Source organism: Streptomyces coffeae, from assembly GCF_016741875.1.
Taxonomy (GTDB): Bacteria; Actinomycetota; Actinomycetes; order Streptomycetales; family Streptomycetaceae; genus Streptomyces; species Streptomyces coffeae.
This window is the reverse complement of record NZ_JAERRF010000033.1, coordinates 20638-39087: the sequence shown is the minus strand read 5'-3', so window position 1 is coordinate 39087 and position 18450 is coordinate 20638. Positions and strand designations below refer to the sequence as shown.

General features: G+C 70.1%; 14 protein-coding genes and 1 pseudogene. 10 read left to right on the top strand and 5 right to left on the bottom strand.

Translation table 11 applies throughout. From position 1 onward, the window contains the following. From JK363_RS35270 to JK363_RS35240, 7 genes are all read left to right on the top strand, one after another. Nucleotides 1–2202 carry a glycoside hydrolase family 9 protein gene (locus JK363_RS35270; protein ID WP_201881646.1) on the top strand — a complete coding sequence of 734 codons (2202 nt, stop codon included), beginning with the start codon at nucleotides 1–3 and terminating at the stop codon, nucleotides 2200–2202. Between the two features lie 272 nt (nucleotides 2203–2474). Then, a complete protein-coding gene (locus JK363_RS35265; RefSeq protein ID WP_201881641.1) occupies nucleotides 2475–2870 on the top strand; it encodes a hypothetical protein in 396 nt (131 codons plus the stop codon). Nucleotides 2871–3436: 566 nt separating this feature from the next. Beyond that, nucleotides 3437–4648: a methyltransferase, FxLD system gene (gene fxlM, locus JK363_RS35260; RefSeq protein ID WP_201881639.1), complete on the top strand. Its 1212-nt coding sequence runs from the start codon at nucleotides 3437–3439 to the stop codon at nucleotides 4646–4648. 88 nt (nucleotides 4649–4736) lie between these two features. After that, on the top strand, nucleotides 4737–4943 hold the full coding sequence (locus JK363_RS35255; protein WP_201881638.1) for a hypothetical protein: 207 nt from the start codon (nucleotides 4737–4739) through the stop codon (nucleotides 4941–4943). Nucleotides 4944–5018: 75 nt separating this feature from the next. Beyond that, nucleotides 5019–7877, top strand: a complete 2859-nt coding sequence (locus JK363_RS35250) for a lantibiotic dehydratase (protein WP_201881637.1) — start codon at nucleotides 5019–5021, stop codon at nucleotides 7875–7877. Beyond that, nucleotides 7874–9097, top strand: coding sequence for a lanthionine synthetase LanC family protein (locus JK363_RS35245; RefSeq protein ID WP_201881636.1), 1224 nt, complete (start codon nucleotides 7874–7876; stop codon nucleotides 9095–9097). The genes JK363_RS35250 and JK363_RS35245 overlap by 4 nt, the downstream gene beginning before the upstream one ends. Before the next feature lie 199 nt (nucleotides 9098–9296). Further along, nucleotides 9297–9449 carry a hypothetical protein gene (locus JK363_RS35240; RefSeq protein ID WP_201881635.1) on the top strand — a complete coding sequence of 51 codons (153 nt, stop codon included), beginning with the start codon at nucleotides 9297–9299 and terminating at the stop codon, nucleotides 9447–9449. Between the two features lie 139 nt (nucleotides 9450–9588). Here the strand turns inward: JK363_RS35240 and JK363_RS35235 are convergent, their stop codons facing one another. Beyond that, nucleotides 9589–14019: a hypothetical protein gene (locus JK363_RS35235; RefSeq protein WP_201881634.1), complete on the bottom strand. Its 4431-nt coding sequence runs from the start codon at nucleotides 14017–14019 to the stop codon at nucleotides 9589–9591. A gap of 351 nt (nucleotides 14020–14370) precedes the next feature. Here JK363_RS35235 and JK363_RS35230 point away from each other — a divergent pair, with 351 nt between their 5' ends. Both JK363_RS35230 and JK363_RS35225 read left to right on the top strand, forming a co-directional pair. Continuing rightward, nucleotides 14371–14604 carry a hypothetical protein gene (locus JK363_RS35230; protein ID WP_201881633.1) on the top strand — a complete coding sequence of 78 codons (234 nt, stop codon included), beginning with the start codon at nucleotides 14371–14373 and terminating at the stop codon, nucleotides 14602–14604. Nucleotides 14605–14687: 83 nt separating this feature from the next. Continuing rightward, entirely contained in the window at nucleotides 14688–15557 is an 870-nt protein-coding gene (locus tag JK363_RS35225; protein ID WP_201881632.1) for a DUF6924 domain-containing protein, read from the top strand. A 78-nt stretch (nucleotides 15558–15635) separates the two neighbouring features. Here the strand turns inward: JK363_RS35225 and JK363_RS43175 are convergent, their stop codons facing one another. From JK363_RS43175 to JK363_RS43165, 4 genes and pseudogenes are all read right to left on the bottom strand, one after another. Further along, nucleotides 15636–15848, bottom strand: a complete 213-nt coding sequence (locus JK363_RS43175; RefSeq protein ID WP_307821995.1) for a helix-turn-helix domain-containing protein — start codon at nucleotides 15846–15848, stop codon at nucleotides 15636–15638. A 356-nt stretch (nucleotides 15849–16204) separates the two neighbouring features. Further along, nucleotides 16205–16523: pseudogene (locus JK363_RS43170) on the bottom strand (ROK family protein); the annotation flags it as partial. 530 nt (nucleotides 16524–17053) lie between these two features. After that, nucleotides 17054–17749, bottom strand: a complete 696-nt coding sequence (locus JK363_RS35210) for a class I SAM-dependent methyltransferase (protein WP_201881630.1) — start codon at nucleotides 17747–17749, stop codon at nucleotides 17054–17056. Nucleotides 17750–17814: 65 nt separating this feature from the next. Next, on the bottom strand, nucleotides 17815–18192 hold the full coding sequence (locus JK363_RS43165; protein WP_236076353.1) for a hypothetical protein: 378 nt from the start codon (nucleotides 18190–18192) through the stop codon (nucleotides 17815–17817). Nucleotides 18193–18270: 78 nt separating this feature from the next. On the opposite strand from JK363_RS43165, the gene JK363_RS43160 reads away from it, so the two are divergent. After that, a complete protein-coding gene (locus tag JK363_RS43160) occupies nucleotides 18271–18414 on the top strand; it encodes a hypothetical protein (protein ID WP_236076352.1) in 144 nt (47 codons plus the stop codon). The last annotated feature ends 36 nt before the right edge of the window (nucleotides 18415–18450 follow it).

Genomic DNA, 18450 nt, shown 5'->3' with positions numbered 1-18450 from the left:
ATGGCACAGGATCCACGAGAAAAGGTCTTCAACGGGGATTTCAGCGAGGGTGCCAACGGATGGTTCACCGTGCAGGCCACCCCGGCTTCCGTCGGCGACGGAAAACTGTGCGCCAATGTACAGGGAGGCACGCAGGCCCCGTCCGACGTCATCGTGGGGCAGAACGACATCTTGTTGCAGCAGGACAAGTCCTACACCTTCGCGTTCACCGCCTCGGCGAACCAGCCGTCGACGGTAAAGGCCCAGGTCCAGCTGAGCGAGGAGCCCTACACCGCCACGTTCTCGCAGGACATCCCCCTCGGCCCGGAACAGTCGCACGCGTTCACGTTCACGTCCTCCCTCGAGACCGACCATGGCCAGGTCTCGTTCCAGATCGGCGGTAATCCCGCGGCCTGGGTGTTCTGCGTGGGCGGCGTGTCCCTCACAGGCGGCGATCCGGTGCCCCCCTACGTACCGGACACCGGCCCGCCGGTGCGGGTCAATCAGGTCGGTTACCTGCCGTTCGGACCGAAACACGCGACTGTCGTGACCGACGCGCCCGGTCCGATCCCCTGGCAGGTGAACAACAGCGCCGGCGTCACCGTCATGTCCGGCACCTCAACGCCGGCAGCCGGGCTGGACACATCCTCCGGGCAGCAGGTGCACACGCTGGACTTCAGCGCGGTGACGCAGGCCGGCACCGGATACACGCTGATCGTCGACGGGCAGACCAGCTACCCGTTCGACATCTCCGCCACCGCCTATGACCAGTTGCGCTCCGACGCCCTGCACTTCTTCTACGTCCAGCGCAGTGGCATCCCCATCACCGACGCGCTGGCGCCCGGATACGCACGTCCGGCCGGACACGTCGGCGTCGCCCCCAACCAGGGCGACACCAGCGTGCCCTGCCAGCCGGGTGCCGGCGACTATCAGCTGGACGTGAGCGGTGGCTGGTACGACGCCGGGGACGAGGGCAAGTACGTGGTCAACGGCGGCATCGCCACCTACCAACTCCTCAGCCTGTACGAGCGGACGCTGACCGCGCCCCGCAGGCGCCTGGGTCCGCCGCGCGACGGCGACCTGCGCGTTCCCGAGCACGGCAACGGCGTTCCGGACATCCTCGACGAGGCGCGCTGGGAGCTGGAGTTCCTGCTGCGCATGCAGGTACCGGCAGGTCAGCCCCTCGCGGGAATGGCGCACCACAAAGTGCACGACGACAACTGGACCGGACTGCCGATGGCTCCGGACCAGGATCCGCAGCCGCGTCATCTGCACCCGCCGTCCACGGCGGCGACGCTCAACCTGGCCGCGACCGCCGCACAGGGCGCCCGGCTGTACATGCGCTTCGATCAGGGCTTCGCCCAGCGCTGCCTGACCGCCGCCCGTACCGCCTGGGCAGCCGCGCAGGCCCACCGGGACGTCCACGCCAGCAAGGCCGACGCGACCGGCGGTGGCCCGTACAACGACTGCGACGTCACTGACGAGTTCTACTGGGCGGCCGCTGAGCTGTTCATCACCACAGGCGAGCAGGCGTTTCTGGACGAACTGCGGGCCTCGCCGTATGCGACCGATGATCCGTTCCCGCCGTCAGGGTTCGGCTGGCAGCAGGTCGCCGCGCTCGGCCGGCTCGACCTGGCGACCGTGCCCAGCCCGCTGCCGGACGGCGACCGGAACGCCGCCCGTGCCTCGGTGGTGGCCGCCGCCGACCGGTACCTCCAGACGGCACAAGGCCAGGCGTACGGGATGCCGCTTGCGGACAACGAGTATGTCTGGGGCTCCAACAGTGTGGTACTCAACAAGCTCGCCGTCATCGCGACCGCCTTCGACTTGACCGGCGACCAGCGCTACCGCGACGGGGTACTGGAAGGGCTGGACTACATCCTCGGCCGCAACGCCCTCAATGAGTCCTATGTGACCGGGTACGGCCGGCACAACTCCCACAACCAGCACAGCCGCCTCTACGGCCACGCGATCGATCCGGCACTGCCGGAGCCGCCGGCCGGTTCGATCGCCGGCGGCCCGAACGTCGGTCTGGAAGATCCGAAGGCAAGCAGGTTGCTGATCGATCGCACGGTCGATCCACCCCGGCGGCCCGCGCCGCAGTTCTGCTACATCGACGACATCCAGTCGTGGTCGACCAACGAGGTCGCCATCAACTGGAACTCGGCTCTGTCCTGGGTCGTCTCATTCGCGGCCGACCAGAAGAACATCGGCGCCCCGTGAACCGCCCCCGCGCGGCCAGCATGCTGTCCACGTAGCGCGTCGCCCAGGCGCCCATCAGCGCCGGAAGCCGCATCGTGCCACCGGCGCCGAGCGTATTCCATGTCCGCATTCATATCCTGCCCGATCCGATGCACACCACACGGTGACCATCGGACGACCTCATCAATAGGCGCCCCGAAGATGCGGACACCCAGTCCGCAGCGCCCGCGCCAAACGGCCAGCCGCCGTTCCACAGGCGAACTCGGCGGACGATCATCCAGGTCCGCCCTCCCATGGGCGTCATCGCCCGCACCGTCACGACCGTGATCGGTACGGCCCACCTGTGCCTTCTGGCATTCCTGAGCGGAGCTGTCGCCTACCGCACAGGCGACGCTGCCCTTTGGGCCATGCCCCTGTCCGTTCTATCCAGCAACGCCTTCATTGCGCTCTCTTACGGCCACTGGGAGGTCCCCCGCACCCTCCACACCTGCGGCGTCCCGCCCCTCGTGCTGTTCCTGAGCACCGCTAGCGCCATGGCCTTTTCACAGCCCCACGGCGTCGCTCGCAACCTCATCACGGCATCCGTGTGGGCTGCCGTCCTCGCCGCCGGGCTGTTCATGCTCACCACATCTGTCCGCGCTTGGGGCGAACAGGTCCGTTACGCAGATCCCGCATACGAAGATCACTGACGCAGGCCGACACCAATCGTCACAGCGCCGGAGGCCCTGCTCGCGCTTACGTGTCCTTTCCGTAGCGATATGTAAGGCACGCCGGGTCAGGCGCGCTTCTGCGATCGACGGCAGTCGATCAACGCCGAGCTAGGCCTCGGGGTACACCCGCCCGCCCGAACCTTCGGGCACGCGCGGGACGGGCTCGTCCACGGCGTGGCGAACGAGGATCCCGTCGGGTGTCAGGAGATGGTCAGGACGCCGTCGTCGGCGTGGGCACGCCAGCCGCGCATGCCGCGGTGCGGTGCGTTTGACGTCCGGCCACCGGGCCCTTCGGCTTGTACGGCGCCGGGCCCAGAATCAGGCATCACGGTGTGTGGCAATTGCGCCACGATTGGCAACCCCTGCGGTCCTGGTGAACACGGTGCTCAGGGCGGATTCTGCTGGAACGGGAGCCTCGGGATGTGGCTGACGGATGCTGCTGTGGGCCCGTGGTGACGCTGTGGCGTGGTTTCATTACAGCTTTCCCGGCCGGGTTCGCACCAGGTTGCAACGAGGCTGCGGGGGCGACCAGAAGGGAAGTCTGCGTGACCGAGACCGGTGCGGGTGTGGCGACACCTGACGTGCTGTGCGCGCGGATGGTGACTGATCTACGGGCACGGGGCGCGATTACCTCCGAAGGTGTGGAGGCCGCCTTCCTCAAGGTTCCGCGGCACCTCTTCGCTCCCGAGGTGCCCGCCGAGGAGGTGTACGGGGCCCCGGAGGGCATCTTCACCAAGTACAACTCCAGGGGGAAGCCGGTCAGTTCGGTGTCCGCTCCCTGGCTCCACGCACGGATGCTGGAGGCGGCCCAGGTAGCTCCCGGCATGACGGTGCTGGAGGTTGGCTCCGGAGGGTGCAACGCGGCGCTGCTGGCGGAGGTGACCGGCGATCAGAGCTCGGTGACCACTATCGACATCGATCCCGACATCACCGCACGGGCCCGCAAGCTGCTCGACGAGGCCGGCTACGGGCAGGTGCGGGTCCGGGAGGCGGACGGTGCCCAGCCGCTCCTGGACGCTCCGGCGCGGGGGTTTGACCGCGTCATCGTCACCGTCGGCGCCGCCGATCTGCCGCCAGCGTGGCTGAACCAGCTCGCCCCGGATGGAAGGCTGCTGGTGCCGCTGCGCTTCCGCGGCCTGTCCCGCACCATCGCCTTCGCCCGCGAACGGGACCACCTGCGCAGCGACACTCTCATCGTCTCCGGGTTCGTGGCCATGCAGGGCGGCAGCGCGAACGCGCCACGTGTCGTACGCCTGGCGGGCCAGGATGTCAGGCTGGTCGTCGACGAGGACCAGCCCGTAGGCGCAGAAGCGCTGACCGAAGCGTTCACCGGACCCCGGCATGAGCAGTGGACCGGGGTGGAGCTGGGTGACTCGGAAGGGTTGCTGCCGCGGCTGGAGGTGTGGCTCGCCGGTGCAGTCGCCCCGTACGGCCGGCTTCGCGCTACGCAGGCCGCTGCCGACCGCGGCTTGGTCGGCTGGGTACTGGGCAGGGGGATGCCCGCCGTGTGGAACCACGACTCGCTGGCCTACCTCACCCTGCGCCAGGCCCCGCAGAACCGCTACGAGCTGGGGGTGATCGCCCACGGTCCCGGACGCGAGCGCCTCGCCACTGACCTGGCCGGTGTGGTCAGCCGCTTCGACCGCGAGGCCAGGAGCGCGGGGGATCCCGTCGTGCGCGCCTACCGCCACAAAGACCGGGAAGCCCCCGCCGGGGTGAGCATCGACAAGCCCCGCGTGCGTCTGACGATCACCTAACAGACGCGGACCCGCCCCGGAGCCTGGGGTGGTCCGGATCCACGCCACCCGGCGCCGAGCCCGGGAGGCCCAAGTGGAGGGAGTTCAGATGGCAGCACCGACGACCCAGGCACGTCCGCCCAGGAAGGTGGCCGAGCCGCCCACGGAGCTGGCCGACGCCTTCGACCTGGACCCCACCCAGCAGGACATCGGGAAGCTGGGGGTCTGGCTCAGCGACGGCGACGAAGACGAAGGTGACACCACCGGGGACGGCTGCGGGGAGTCGCCGCCGCAGGGGCCGACAACCGGCTGCTGACACCGGCACTCTGGGCCGGGCGCACCCTTTGCGCCCGACCCGCCCCTTTGATCGGCGTTCTCGACGGATGGTGCGATGCGCAGGCTCTTTGACTCTCACCCCGTGGCGATGGCCCGGATCCCGCTGCGCCCCTACCTCGACCCCGCCGCCGACAGCGGCGGCGGTCTGCTGGAGGAAGGGGTGTTCCTGGCCAGCCGGAGCGCCGAGCAGGCCCTGGTCGAGGGCACGGAGCGCGGCCGGGCGACACGATGCGCCTACGATCTGCGCTCCCGTACCCGTACCACCCCGCACGGGGTGTTTGCCGGGGTCGCAGCCGCTGCGCTCACCGCCCCCGCCCCCACGATGCGGCTGGGGAGCGCCCATCGGGCCGTGACCACGCTCAGCCCCGCCTGGCTGACCACGATGGCCGACCGGCTGCTCCACGAGGAACCAGATCTGCTGCCCGCGCTCACCCTGACCGCCGCCTCCTTGGCCGCCAGGCGGGGGGACCGACTGGAGATCGAGCATCCCGCCCCCGACGGAGCACGGCTTGCCAGCGTGCGTGCCACCGAGGTCTCGCGCTGGCTGCTGGACGCCAGCCGCGACGGCGTGCCGGCCGCCGACCTTCTCGCCGGGCTGTGCCGCCGCCATCCCGGTGCCGACCCGCAGAAAGCCACGCGCGCCTTACTCGACATGATCGATACCGGTCTGCTGCTGACCGACCTGCTCCCCGCCGACCTGCGGGCGGACCCGCTGCACCACCTTCTGGACAAGCTCCCGGCCACAGCAACCGCACGGCCCGCTCTCGCCCGCCTGGACCATCTGCTGACCCGGTGCGACGCGCACCCACCCGGCACCGCACAGAGACGAAAGCTGCTGGAAGAGGCCCGTGAACTGGCCGACACGCTGCACCACACGAGCCGACCGCTGGCCGTGGACACGCTCGCCGAGGCCAAGATCACCTTGCCGTCCACTGTGGGTGAGCAGGCCGCCGAAGCCGCCTCCCTGCTGTGGCGGATCGGGCACCGCACCGGCCCGCTGACCGACTATCACCGGCGCTTTTGTGCCGCCTACGGCCGCCAGCGGCTCGTGCCGCTGCTGGAAGTCCTCGACCCCGTCACCGGCCTCGGCCCACCCCGCCCGGACGATGCGATCGGCACCGAGGAGGAGCCCGACGCCCACCGCACCGCCGCGCTGGCCCGCCTGCTCGCCGATGCCCTGTCCGACGGCAAGGACGAGCTCGTCCTGCACGAGCAGCACATCGACCAGCTCGCCAACCCCTCACCTCTGCCGCCGCCGCGCACCGCCGAGATCCACATACAACTGCTGCGCGACGCCGGCGGGCTACGCATCGCGGTCTGTCCCGGCACCGGTTCCCAGAACGCCGGGGCCGCACCCGGCCGCTGGATACGCTGGCTCCCCCACCTCGCCCCCCGCGAAGAAGCCGACCCTGGCAGCGGTCCCATGGTCGCGGAAATCGTCTGCCACCCCCGCACCGCCGCCGCCGGCGCACTGGCTGCTGAGACCGGCGCCACCCCCTGGCGCATCCCGCTCGACGTCCCTGCTCGCCCCGGTGACCTCCTCCCTGACGAGCTCGCCGTGACCACCACCGGCACCCATCTGCAGCTGTGGTCCACCCGCCACCACAGGCCAGTCCTCCCCGTGCTCCACAACCGCCTCGCGCCTCGGCTCCTGCCCCCGGCCGCGTACGCCCTCCACCTCCTCGGCCACGCCGGAACCCGACCCTGGCACCCCTGGAACTGGAGCCCTTTGGACTGCTGGCCCTACACCCCGCGCGTGCGCTACCGCGACATCCTGCTCACCCCCGCACGCTGGCGCCTGCCCCACATCCTCACCGCAACCGCATCGCACCGCGCCACATTCGAAACCAGCCTCGTCGCCTGGCGTACCCTCACCCGCCCCACGCCACCACCCGTGCTGGTCGCCGAGGAGACCGACCGCCGCCTCCCCCTCGACCTGCGCCAGGCCGAGCAGCGCGAGCTGCTGCGTCGCAGCATCCACCGCGGCGTCCGAACCCTGGCCGAACCCCTCGCCGCCCCCGAAGAACTGGCCGTAGTCGACGGTCCGAACCGCACCCGTCACCTGATCGACCTCGTCGTCCCACTCACACGGCGCCACACTCCTCCCCACACGCCCCCGGACCCGCGGTACGCGCTGCGCGCCCCGGACGGCGCCGGAACCCATCTGCCCGGCAGCAGCTGGCTCTCAGCCGCCCTGGCCACACCCGCCCATCTCCACAACACCGTTCTGGCCGAACTCGCCCGGCTGCTCACCAACCTCCCCGAGGAGATTGACCGCTGGTTCTGGCTGCGCTACACCACTCCAGTCCTCGGACCCCACCTGCGCCTGCGCTTCCACGCCAGCCCCCACACCCTGGCCACGCGCATCCAGCCCCAACTCGCCGACCTCACCAACCGGCTGCACCACCGCGGTCTGCTCGGCCCCGGCGCCCTGCACCTGGAACCGTATGAGCAGGAGATCGAACGCTACGGCGGGCCACAGGCGATTACCGCCGTGGAAGAACTCTTCTGTGCCGACAGCCGCCTCGCGCTGGCCGCCCTCGCCCGCACCGAGAACGAGCGCCTCCTCATCGCCGCCGCCGGCGCCGCCGAAATCGCCCGCATCCTCTCCCCCGACCACCTCCACCCCGCCCTGGGACCCGGCCGCCTTACCCGGGACCAGCGCCGCCACCGTGACGCCCTGCGCCCCCAACTCGCCGACGACCCCACCGCACTCATCCCCGCCGACCTGGCCGCCATCCACACCGAGCGCCATGCCGCACTGATCACCTACCGCGATGCTGTTCCCCAGCAGTCCGCCGCACGATGTGCCAGCGACGTCATCCACATGCACGCCAACCGCATGCTCGCCGTCGGCCCCGGACACGAACGGATCATGCGGACCCTGGCCGCCGACCTCCTGCACCGGCCATGACCACGCCCGACCGCACCCGGGCCGCCGAATGTGCGCTGGAGACCGCCCGTGGCCTGCGCAACCCTGAGGCCATAGCCGCTTCCCTATCGGACCGTGCTGCCCCCACCCTGTGCTACGGGCTTGCCGGCACGGCGCTTCTGCACGCCTGCCTCGCTGAGGTGGAACCCAGCTCGGCCAAAACAGCCGCAGCCCACTGGAGTGCCGCAGCCCGCCTGTTGGGCAACGCGCCTCCGGACGGCATCCACGCCGGCCCTGGAGCCCTCGCGGCGTCTCTGATCATCGGAGCCGGCTACCTGCCGCCCAAGGACAATCACCACCCTCTACTGCCCCGCGCCACAGCCTGGCTCTCCGCTCGTGCCACCGCACTCGCCCACCATCATTACCAACGCGCCGCCCGCGAACAGGGCACCCCCTGGGCCGTCTACGACGCCATTAAGGGACTCGCCGGCATCGGCCGCATCCTTCTCGCAGCCCATAACCGCGGCCATGGCGCTGAAGCCGAGGTAGGACTTCGCGCCGCTCTGTCCGCCCTCACCCACATGATCCTCACCCCCATCGGAACCCGTCCGGGCTGGTGGCTTCCCGCTACGCTCCATCCACCTACGGTCAAGATCTCACCCACCGGTGCAGCCACCACCGGCATCGCTCACGGCATCAGCGGACCTCTCGCCTTCCTGGCCACAGCTCATCGGGCCGGACACACCGTCCCCGACCAACCCGACGCGATCCACGCCTCAGCCGACTGGCTCCTCACCTGGCAAACTGCCGAGCGCACATGGCCACCCCACATCAGCGGAAGCGCCCTGGACGGCAACTCAGGAGGAGCCACCGCCGGTGAAGGACGCACAACCGCTTGGTGCTACGGCACACCCGGCATCGCCACAGCCCTCGCGAGCGCCGGTCACGCCCTCGGTCTCCCGGCGCTCAACCGCATCGCCGCTGACGCCATGAACGCCCTCGCCGCCCGACCGCTGGAGGACTGGGATATCGAAGGAACTGCCCTCTGCCACGGCAGTGCCGGTGTCCTTCAGAGTGCCTTCCGTCTCTCCTGCCGCCCCCTCGTAGACCGTGTCGTCCACACCACACTGGCTGGCGCCATGAACTCCCGTCCGTACGGCTTCCTTACCGGGCGGGCTGGTACCACTCTGGTGCTGGCTCACCTCGGCGGTCTGCTTCCCGGACCGGCTGATGCCTGGGACTGCCTCGTCCTGCTGTCCTAGCCCAGGGGGCAGCACCAACTCTGCGTGATCACCCCCGATCGCCGCCAACGTCCCGGACGACAAGAGCGACATCTCCCTCGACAACCGCGAGATCGCTCTCCTCACGACCGGCTGGCGCCACGTCGCCCGGCTGGAGGCCGACGGCCTGGTCTTCATCGTGCTGCGCGACCCCGCCCAAACCAAGGTAACCGTCGCCGACATGCGATGTCCCACGCCGCAGGGCCTGGTCGGTGTGGGCGTGGTGGTCACCGACCATCTGGGCCGCGTCCTGCTGGGCCGCTCGGTACGGGATGTGTGGGAGCTGCCCGGCGGCAAACCGGATCACGCCGGCCAGGAGCGTGGAAACGCGTAGGCGGGCGTGGTCGGCGCGTTGGCAGGCAGCGGCCAGGACCCCGCCCGCGTAGGAGTCATCGGGCCAGTCGCCATCGCTGCCCTGGCCGAGCCCGAGGGCTCGGTGCCCGATACGCGAGCGCCGAGCCCCGGACCGGACGTCAGACCAGCGGCTCCCTGGCGGCGTGCTCCAGGAGCGCCGCTACGGTGACCGGCGCCCCGGGCCGCGGCCAGTCGCGGTCCTTGCGGGTCAGCGCGGCATAGAGCCGCTGCCAGGCCGCGGGGTCGTCGCCCAGGTGCCGATCGGCCAGGGCGGCCAGCTCCTTGGTGGCGTCGCGGACGGTGTCCTCCAGCGCGGCGGGCAGTTCGCGACGTACGGCGGCCTCGCGGAGATAGTGCAGAACGCGGTTGGCGCCTTCGGCACGGTGGAGGAGATCGGCGCCGGTGAGCAGACACGCTTCGAGGAAGGAGTCGAGCGTGGCGCCGAACACTTCGCGCCCGCCCGGCCCGGCGGGGACCGCGATGACCTCGCGGGCCAGGTCGGGATCGCGTTGGGCGAGGGCACGGGCGGGAACGGACGACCAGCGTCCCGTACCGCCCTTGGCCACCTCCGGCGGGGCATCCGGGAGCCGGGAGAGCCCGGTCCACACCCACTGCGGGAACGGCTCCCGTTCATGGGCGCGGATCAGGACGTCCCAGTCGCGGCGGTAGGGCAGTCCGAGGAGGCTCTCCTCCTCGTACTGCTTGCACGCCCGCAATTTGGTGACCAGCCGCTCCGTACTCAGCTCGAGGTCGAGGCGGGCGGTGAGGACGGCGTCGGGGTCGGGTGAGGCCAGCGCCTTGGTGGCGACCTTGGCGGCGGCGGTGCTGAGCAGACCCCGGTCGACCAGGGAGCGCAGATGGTCCGGGCCGCCGTGGCGCAACGAGTTGCGCGCGACGAGGAGATGGTCCATGAGCGGTACCCACTTCCCCCACGACGCGATCGCATGCTCGACGAGTTCGGCGTCGGCCGCCTCGGCCAGGACGCGGTAGTCCTGCAGGTACTTCTGTCCGGTGAAGAACAACTTCTCGAGCAGCTGGGCACGAAGTTCGGGGGCGAGCGGAAGCAGGTCGTCCGGCCCGGCGGCAGAGCGCCCCTGGGGACGGCGGGAGAGGATGGTCCGGCGGATCTCGGGCGTGGAGCGGTGGGCGGCCCTGTTGTAGAGCACCGCGTTGACGGCGGGATCGTCGGCGGTCAGGAGCCGCCGCCGCAGACCCGGATGCCGCCCGGCGGCTTCCGAGTCCTTGGCGAGCACGAGCAGGGCCGCCCGGTCGCCACGAGTGCACACATGGTCGAGGATCGCGTCGGTGACATGCTTGCGCGCACATGCCTTCTCGACCAGCGTGACCGTCGCCCCGGCGTCCAGCCGCGGCAGAACCGCGGCCAGGACGTCGGCGCCGGCGTGCAGCAGCAGCCCGGCGGCCGCCGGGGTGAGGGCCGTGGGCGCGTCGGGACCGTCGTCGGTGGCGGCGTGGTCGAGCAGCTCGCCGAACGTCTGCTGTGCCCGTTCGGTGTCCATGGCGGCGAGCGCACGCAGCCAGCGGCCGGGGTCGGTGCCCAGCCGGTCGGCGATGAGCAGACGTACGGCGCGCAGCTGATCGGCGGCCTTGCCACGGCGGCGCCAGGCGTCCGGCAGCGGATCCAGCTGAGCGGCGGGCCGCCGGGCGACCATCTCGCTGGGGGCGATATGGCCGTTGCGGCAAGCCGCCAGCTCCTTGATCTCGTCCCATTCGGGCCCGGTGAAACGCGCATACGCGGGACCGCGCCGGGAGGCCAGCGTGTTCACGGCCCGGGCGGTGCCGTGAACACGGCACGCCTCGTCCAGCCAGTCGGGATGCGCATGCCCGGGGATGTCGGAGGAGTCGGTGTCGGCGAGCTTCTCCAGCACATCGGGGTCCGTGGGCAGTGGGGCGCCGGGGTGGAGTCCGCGCAGCAGGTCGATGGCGGCCATCGCGGCGCTGGTGTCCAGGGCCTGGTCGAGGCGCTGGCGATCGACGATGTGGAGTTCCTCTTCGGGAGGTGCGGGCGCCGGCTCACGGGCCACCGCCTCGGCCTCGGCGCTCAGCCGTCTCGCGTCGAGGCGGGCGAGCGATTCGGCTGCGGGCCGGGGGCCCGCCGCCTGCGCGGCGGCGGTGAGCAGTTCGGCGAGGGTGCCGGTGAAGCTCTCGATCAGTTGGAGTGCGATGACCCATGCCTCGGGGTGACCCGCCAGATGCTCCCGTACGAGGCTCCTGACGTGCCGTCGGGCCGCCGCGCCGGTCGCGTTCCCGTCCTCGGACAGGCTCTCCAGGACCGCGGATGCGGGATGGGCCGTGTCGATGAGTCGTTCCGGAGAGAGGGAGCCCTGCCGCGCGGCCCCCTCGAACCAGCGCTGGTGGCGCGGCCACCTCTCGGCGCGCAGGTAGGCCAGCGGGTCGAGAACGCCGTCCCGCACGACCTCCGCGTCCGCAACCCCGTACGGCCGGGACGCGGTGAGGGCCATCCGGAACTCCTCGTCGACGTCCTCGTGGCGCAGCAGTTCGGCGATCGGCTCGGGATCGAACGTGTGCTTGTGGTGGGCGGCGATCAGGCGGGGAAAGTCGTAGGCATACGGCTCGTGGACGATGGTGCGCATGAGCCGACGGGTGGCGTTGCGGCCGCCGGAGTACGCGAACTCCCGGGGCAGTTGGTCGGGATCCTCGTACGGCTCCATGTCCGCGCGGAGCAAGGCCACGCCGTCGGGGTGGTCGAGCGCGGCGAAGGTGTCCTCGGTCAGCCGGCCGGTCCGGGCGCTCTCGGGGAGCAGTGCGATCAGCGCCCGCACCGCGTCGGGGCCGCTGCGCTCCCACACGCGGACCACTGCGAAACGGTCCATCTCGTCGGTGGGGAAGAACCGCCAGGCATGCGCGACAAGTTCAGGGTCCCCGCTGGTCACCAGAGGAGTGCACAGGACCTTGTTCGCACTCGCGAGGAGTTCGGTGCGCAGCCCGGCGTCGAGCGGGAGCCGCCCGGTACGGCCGGGGGTGCGCGGAACGCCGGAGGCGATCGCGCGTCGCAGCGTCAGCGTCGCCTTCTGATTGCGGTACACGGCACCGTTGACTGCGGGCTCGTCGCACTCGGTCAGCCGACGCAGCTCGCTCGCGCCGAGCGCCACGTTGCGCCCGATGGCGGCGCGGGCGCGTGGATCGGCCGCCGCGAGGGCGGTGTCGAGGACGTGCGCGGGCAACGGGCCCTTGCCGAGCAGGGCGGCCAGCAGCTCGTCGGACAGATGGGGAAGCAGATCGCGCAGGTCGTCAGGCTCGGCGGCGTACAACAGGAAACGGTACGGCTTGGTCAGGCCCGGCACCTTGGCGGTGGGCGGGGGTTGGGGAACCGTACCGTCGGCGATGGCGGCCAGAAGGTCGGCGAGAGTGCCCTTGTAGCGCGACAGGCTGACGCGCAACGTGGCCCAGCGGCGGGGGTCGGCACCCAGGTTCCGGCGGAGTAGGGCGCGCAGCAGTGCCGTTGCGGCGCCATTGCCGCATGGGGCGAGAGCATCGGCCGCGGTACGGGCGGGGGCGACGGCGTTGAGGACGGCCGCGCCGGTGTCCTCATCGGCAGAGCCCAGGGCGGCAGCGAGCCGCAGGAGTTCGGGGTGGCCGGGGGTACGGGCGGCGGCGCGCAGTACAGCGGGGCTGGGCCGGGCGGTGTCGGCGACGGTGGCGGGGTGGGTGCGGTAGAAGTCGGCGAGCAGCGACTCGGGGCAGTCGGGGCGGACGGACAGGACCCGTACGGCGGCCTCCGGCAGCGGCTCGGAACCATGGGCCGCTGCCAGGGCGTCCCAGTCCAGCGTACGGCGCCAGCCCGGCTCGGGCTCACCGGCCCGTAGCCCGGCTATCAGCCCCTCGGCTCCCTCGGCGGCGGTGACGGCGGCGCGCAGCCGACGGACGCCCTCACCCCCGTCATCGCCACCGAGCGAGGCACGGGCGATCTCGCCGACACCCGGGCCCAGGTGTGCGGCTGCGTCGTCGAGGAGGGCGCGCAGCCGCTCAGGGTGTGCCAGCAGGCTCTGTACTCCGCGCAGTTGCTCGGCGGTGGTCAGCGCCTCGCCGCAGGTACGCAGCGCGTGCCCGGCCACCTCGGGCACATCGCTGACCACAGCCGCGGCGATGAAGTGCTCGAGGCCGGGCGGATCCTGCGTGGTCGCACGGATGCGGACCAACAGGGGCTTCAGGACAGCGGAGTCGGGGTATCGGCCGGGCGCGAGGATGCGGCGGCGCATCCAGGGCAGGGCCGCGCTGTGCTCGTACACGCGCTGGTCGACGACGGGATCGGGCAGTTCCAGTAGGACGGCCAAGTCCTCCGCCGTCAGCCCCTTCGCGCGGATCACGGCGCGCCGTACCTGCACATCGGGATCGCGGAGAGCGTGGGCGCGGGCCTGGTCGGTCAGCTGCACCAAGGTGAGATAGTGGGGCGCGTCCTCCCCCAGCCGGTGGCGCATCCGCCCGGCGTCTCCGGGGGCCGCCCCGTCCAGGAGGAGGGCCAGCAGCTGCGCGCCTTGTTTGCGATAGGGGGTGGTGCGGCCCGATGTCACTGATGGCGTCCCTTGCGTCCGTGGGCATGATCCCGTGTGCGGTGTGCGGACGGGGGCGCGCCGACGCGGCCGTCGCATGGTGGCGGCCAGGATAACGATTCCCCCGTCAGGGAACAGCTCATCACACGTGGTGCCAGACGCCTTGTGCTGGTGTGGTGTGTGGGCTGATCGGGCGGAAGGTGGCGTGGTGGCCGTCGTGGGATCTGCTGTGAGGGAATGGGCGATGGCATGTGCCATGCATCGTGCGCCGGCGGGTACGGCGCGGTTCTCCTTGGTTCCGCCGGATGGGCCCAGGCGGGGCGGTCTCTGTGCGTCCTCCGCATTCCCTGCGTCGAGGGCTGGTGATCACAGGTGAGGGCGTTCATCGGTGCCGCTCTCGGCCCGCTCCTCCTCACCGGCATCAGCGCTGCAACGGCGCAGGCCGCACCGCCGAACTACAGCATCGCCGTCGCCCGGACCCCGGCCGTCGAGACCGTCTACGCCAACACGGACGCCGCCGTGGGTTGCAAGCTCATCACCATCATGTGCGTGGACGTCCGCGCCCGCGTCAACGTGCACTCCATGACGCTGAAGACCAACAAGTAGGGCGTGCAACGCGCCTGCCACAGTGGCCGTTTACCCTTCCAGGACGTAACGGGCCGGCACAGCAAGCACGATGGGGGTTCTCCATGCAGCGTTCCACCTGGCCGCTCCTTGACGGCCGCACCCGGCCGCTCAAGATGAAGGAGTGGGGCGACCTGGCCGTCATGGACCCCGACGCCGGCAAGCAGCCGCGCAGACGCGGGTTCCTGGCGGCCGAGAAAGACTGGCTGCACATCGACGCCGGAAGCACCCTGGAGAACCCCATCGTCACCCTCTATGCCGGAGATGACCCGGGAGCAGGAAGCGGCTGGGACGAGGTCGAAGAGATCACCGTGATCTCCACGACCGGCTTCCTCGCCCTGTGCGACAGCGGATACGAGCCGCTGCGCAAGGAGAATCTCGCCACCGCAGGAGTCGGCCCCTACCTGGTCCGCGTCCATGCCAGTGACCGGTCGTCGGACGGTAAGAAGCCCCGCTTCCTCATCCAGGTCATCCCCGGCGAGCGTACGGGGGCCGAGCCCGAGCCACCCTCCTCCACGATCGAGAAGGCCGCCGGTCCGCTCCTGGTGCGGACGTCCTTCGAGCAGCCGGATGAGTGGGCACGCTTGCTCCAAGCCCTCGAAGGAGGCTCGGAGCACTACGAGTCGATCACCGTCATCGGCAACCGCGCCTATGCGGGCTTCACGGCGGATCAGATCCAGGCGCGGATCGGGCGTGATGACGAAGGCTGGCCCAACAGTACTCTCGTCCTCATCGCCGACGAGGGGGCACTGGCTTCCGCAGAGTTCCCGTTGCTGGCCGTGAACAACCTGCCCGACGATGACGACGATGCGTTCAGGATCACCCTCGCAGCGGCCGGTTCCTTCGTCGTCAATATGGAGCTGGCGAACACGAGCTTTGGTGGGTGGGGCTGTGGTGTCGACGCCGACGGCGTCTACCGGGAAGAGCACTACTGACAGTACTGAGCTCGACTCTGTCGGGGATCTTGGTGTTTCCCGCTGCGGCAGCATGATCAGGGGGCATGCTCGGCGCTGTCACGAGACGCTGCCGCAGGTCCACGAGGCGATGGTGCTGTGGTCGATGACCATGCTCATGAACCGGAGGCTTGCCCGCCGGCGAGCGTGAACCGCCCCGGGGTGGGCTCGGCCGACGGCGAACCGGCCCCGCCAGGTACGCACCGTATCCCGGTGCAGGCCGGTGTCCCGGGCGATCCGGGCATTGGAGTGCCCACGAGTTGCAACCAGCACCACCTCGGCCCGGCAACGGAGCTGATGAGGGGTCGCATGGCTCGTTCAGGGTCGGATTACAAGTGGGTGGGCCGCGGAGTCTCACCTGCCGCCGCTCGCAGGACCGTGCGGAAACATCTCGGCATAGGAGCCCGCGACACGCGGGGCGACGGATCACTCCGCCGCGCAACATCGGCCCGACCACCCCATCGCCGGCCTCTCCCACGAGCGGATAAAGCGCCGACCGATCCTCGGAGGTCTCATCAACAAGTACGAACGAGCGGCGTAGAGATGCAGGTCATCGCCAGTGGCTGAGTTCTGGAACCCCACAGGGCTGAGCAGGGCGGGACGGGAGCAACTGATGACGTGGTAGCGCGGCCGGTGCCGGTGCCGATCTTGACGAAGAGGAAGTCCTGCACGGAACGGGTCACGCCCGCGTGCCGCTCCCCCATCGCCATGAGGTTTACTTCGTTGTCGACCTTGACGGGGCCGGCCAGCTCCTGGCAGAGCGTCTCGCGCACGGGAAGCCGTCCCAGCCGGGCATGATCAGCGGGGCGAGCGGCACGCAGTCGGGGAAGCGGGCAGGCCCGGGGAGGCCGATCCCGGCGCCGTCGAAGCCCTTCTCGACATCGTGGCACGCAAGGAAGCAATCGCGAGAACTTACTCGAAGACGGCAACGGGGCCTTCGCGTCCGTCCCGCCGAAGGTGTGGATTCGCGGTCACTCGGACCGCACGGAGCGACGCCTGCCCGGAGGCAGATGCGCGGCTCCGCCACCGAGGTCGAGACGGACGCGCATCGCACCGCTCGAGCAGCCGATACCTGCCCCCTCCCCCGAATGACTTCCTGTCGGGACCCGGACAGCGCGCCCTGTGGGGTTCAAGGCCACCTACGCTGAACTGCGCATCCACGCCGCCCGCTCGTAGCCGTTGAGGAGGCCACCGAGTAGTCGTGGGCGCTTGATCCGTTCGTGGGGAGGACCGACGGCGAGCATGGCCGAGGCCGGATAACTCGGCGGCGCTGTCCAGGATGCTTTGTGCCTTGTCGGTGAGCATTGCCCTGAAGGTCGAGGCGTTCTTGACCGCGAAGGTCCCCCGGAACCGCAGCACGAGTCGGCGGCCGGCCTCGGTACTGGCGAGGTCGCGTATTCAAGTGTTGCCGGTTCTGCGCTTGGGAAACGGGGGCCGTGACTGTGCACGTTCGCCAAGGAGGCGCGGATTGCGTGCGGTCAGGGCCGCAGGAGTCTGACCGCGAGGAAGCACGGAGCCTGGTGGAGCTTGTTGTAGGCCGTTTCGTCGAGTTCTTGCAGGCCAGGCATCGGGCGAGGCTCGATGAGTCTTTCAAGCGTGAATCCGGCGGCCAGCAGCTCGTTCAGGAACGTTTCCAGCGGCATGCGTTGGTAGTGGATTGCCAACGGGCCTCCGGCGAGCGGGAGGTCAACCCAGTCGTCGGCGTAGTACGAGCCACCGAATTTCCGCCAGTCAGCCGTCGGGTGGGTCGTCGAGACCAGTAGCCACCCGCCAGGACGCAGGACGCGTCGTAGCTCGCCGAGGAGTCGCGGCCGGTCGGCGATATGGTGCAGCAGCAATGCGCACACGACTCCGTCGAACGATGAGTCGTCGATGAAGTTCAGTGGCTTCTCCGCGTCGTGCATGCGCAGTTCGGCCCGGTTGCCCAATCGCTCCCGCGCGTGACTCAGCAGAGTCGCGCTGCCGTCGATTCCGACTACCTCGGCACCACCCGCGAGGAGTTCGGCCGCGTAGTGCCCGGCCCCGCAGCCGACATCGAGGATCTTCAGCCCGGCAACGTCCCCTGCAAGTGCAAGCATCGCGGGCCGATCGGTGTGCGCGTTGTAGGGGCTGGTGTCGGCGTTCTTTGCGAAGTAATCGCCGAGTTCGTCGTGGTAAGCGGTCTCTGCAGGCATCGTGACAGCATCGCGCCGGTGGCTGCCCACCGCGAGCGGTTTTGTGTAACCGAGAGCGCGACCCGTCAACGCCGAATCAACTTGGAGTCTGATCGCGGTGGGCTCGTTTTCAGCTGTCGCCGGTTCCTCGTGGAACCCAGCCAGCTGGTGACCATGAGTGATCGCCGGCGGCGTACCGTCTCCGCAATGTGCTCCAGCAGCAAGACAGCGACCGGTGCAGGAACGGGCGAGGCGGGCTCGCCGAGCCGTAGCAGCACCGCGCCGCTGTCGCGAATCACGTCGTCGACGGTGAGCGGGACGATGCGGCTCACGGGCTGCGCGTAGAGGAGCACGATGACTCCGGCGACACGGAGACGCGTCGGTATCTCCGTATCGGTCAGCAGTCGGCCAAGGGCATCGAGGCGCTCGTCCTCGCTCAGCGCGGCTCGCCGGGAAACCTTCATCGCGGGGATGGAGAAGGAGCGTCGGCAGCGGCGGCTCTGCATAGCCCTGTTGAGGAAGGCCCTCAGGCAGGTGCGGGCATGTTCGGTGTTCTCGGCAAACCAGGCGTCGATATCGATCTGGCCGCAGGACGCCAGGGTGCTGTTCCGCTCGCCGAGCCATTGCAGGAAGGCGGTCGCGTACTTGATCTGTTCAGCGGCGAAGGCGGCGGACGCTGGGTGTGATGTGACTCCGCTCGGCGCGGGCCCGAAGCCGAGAAA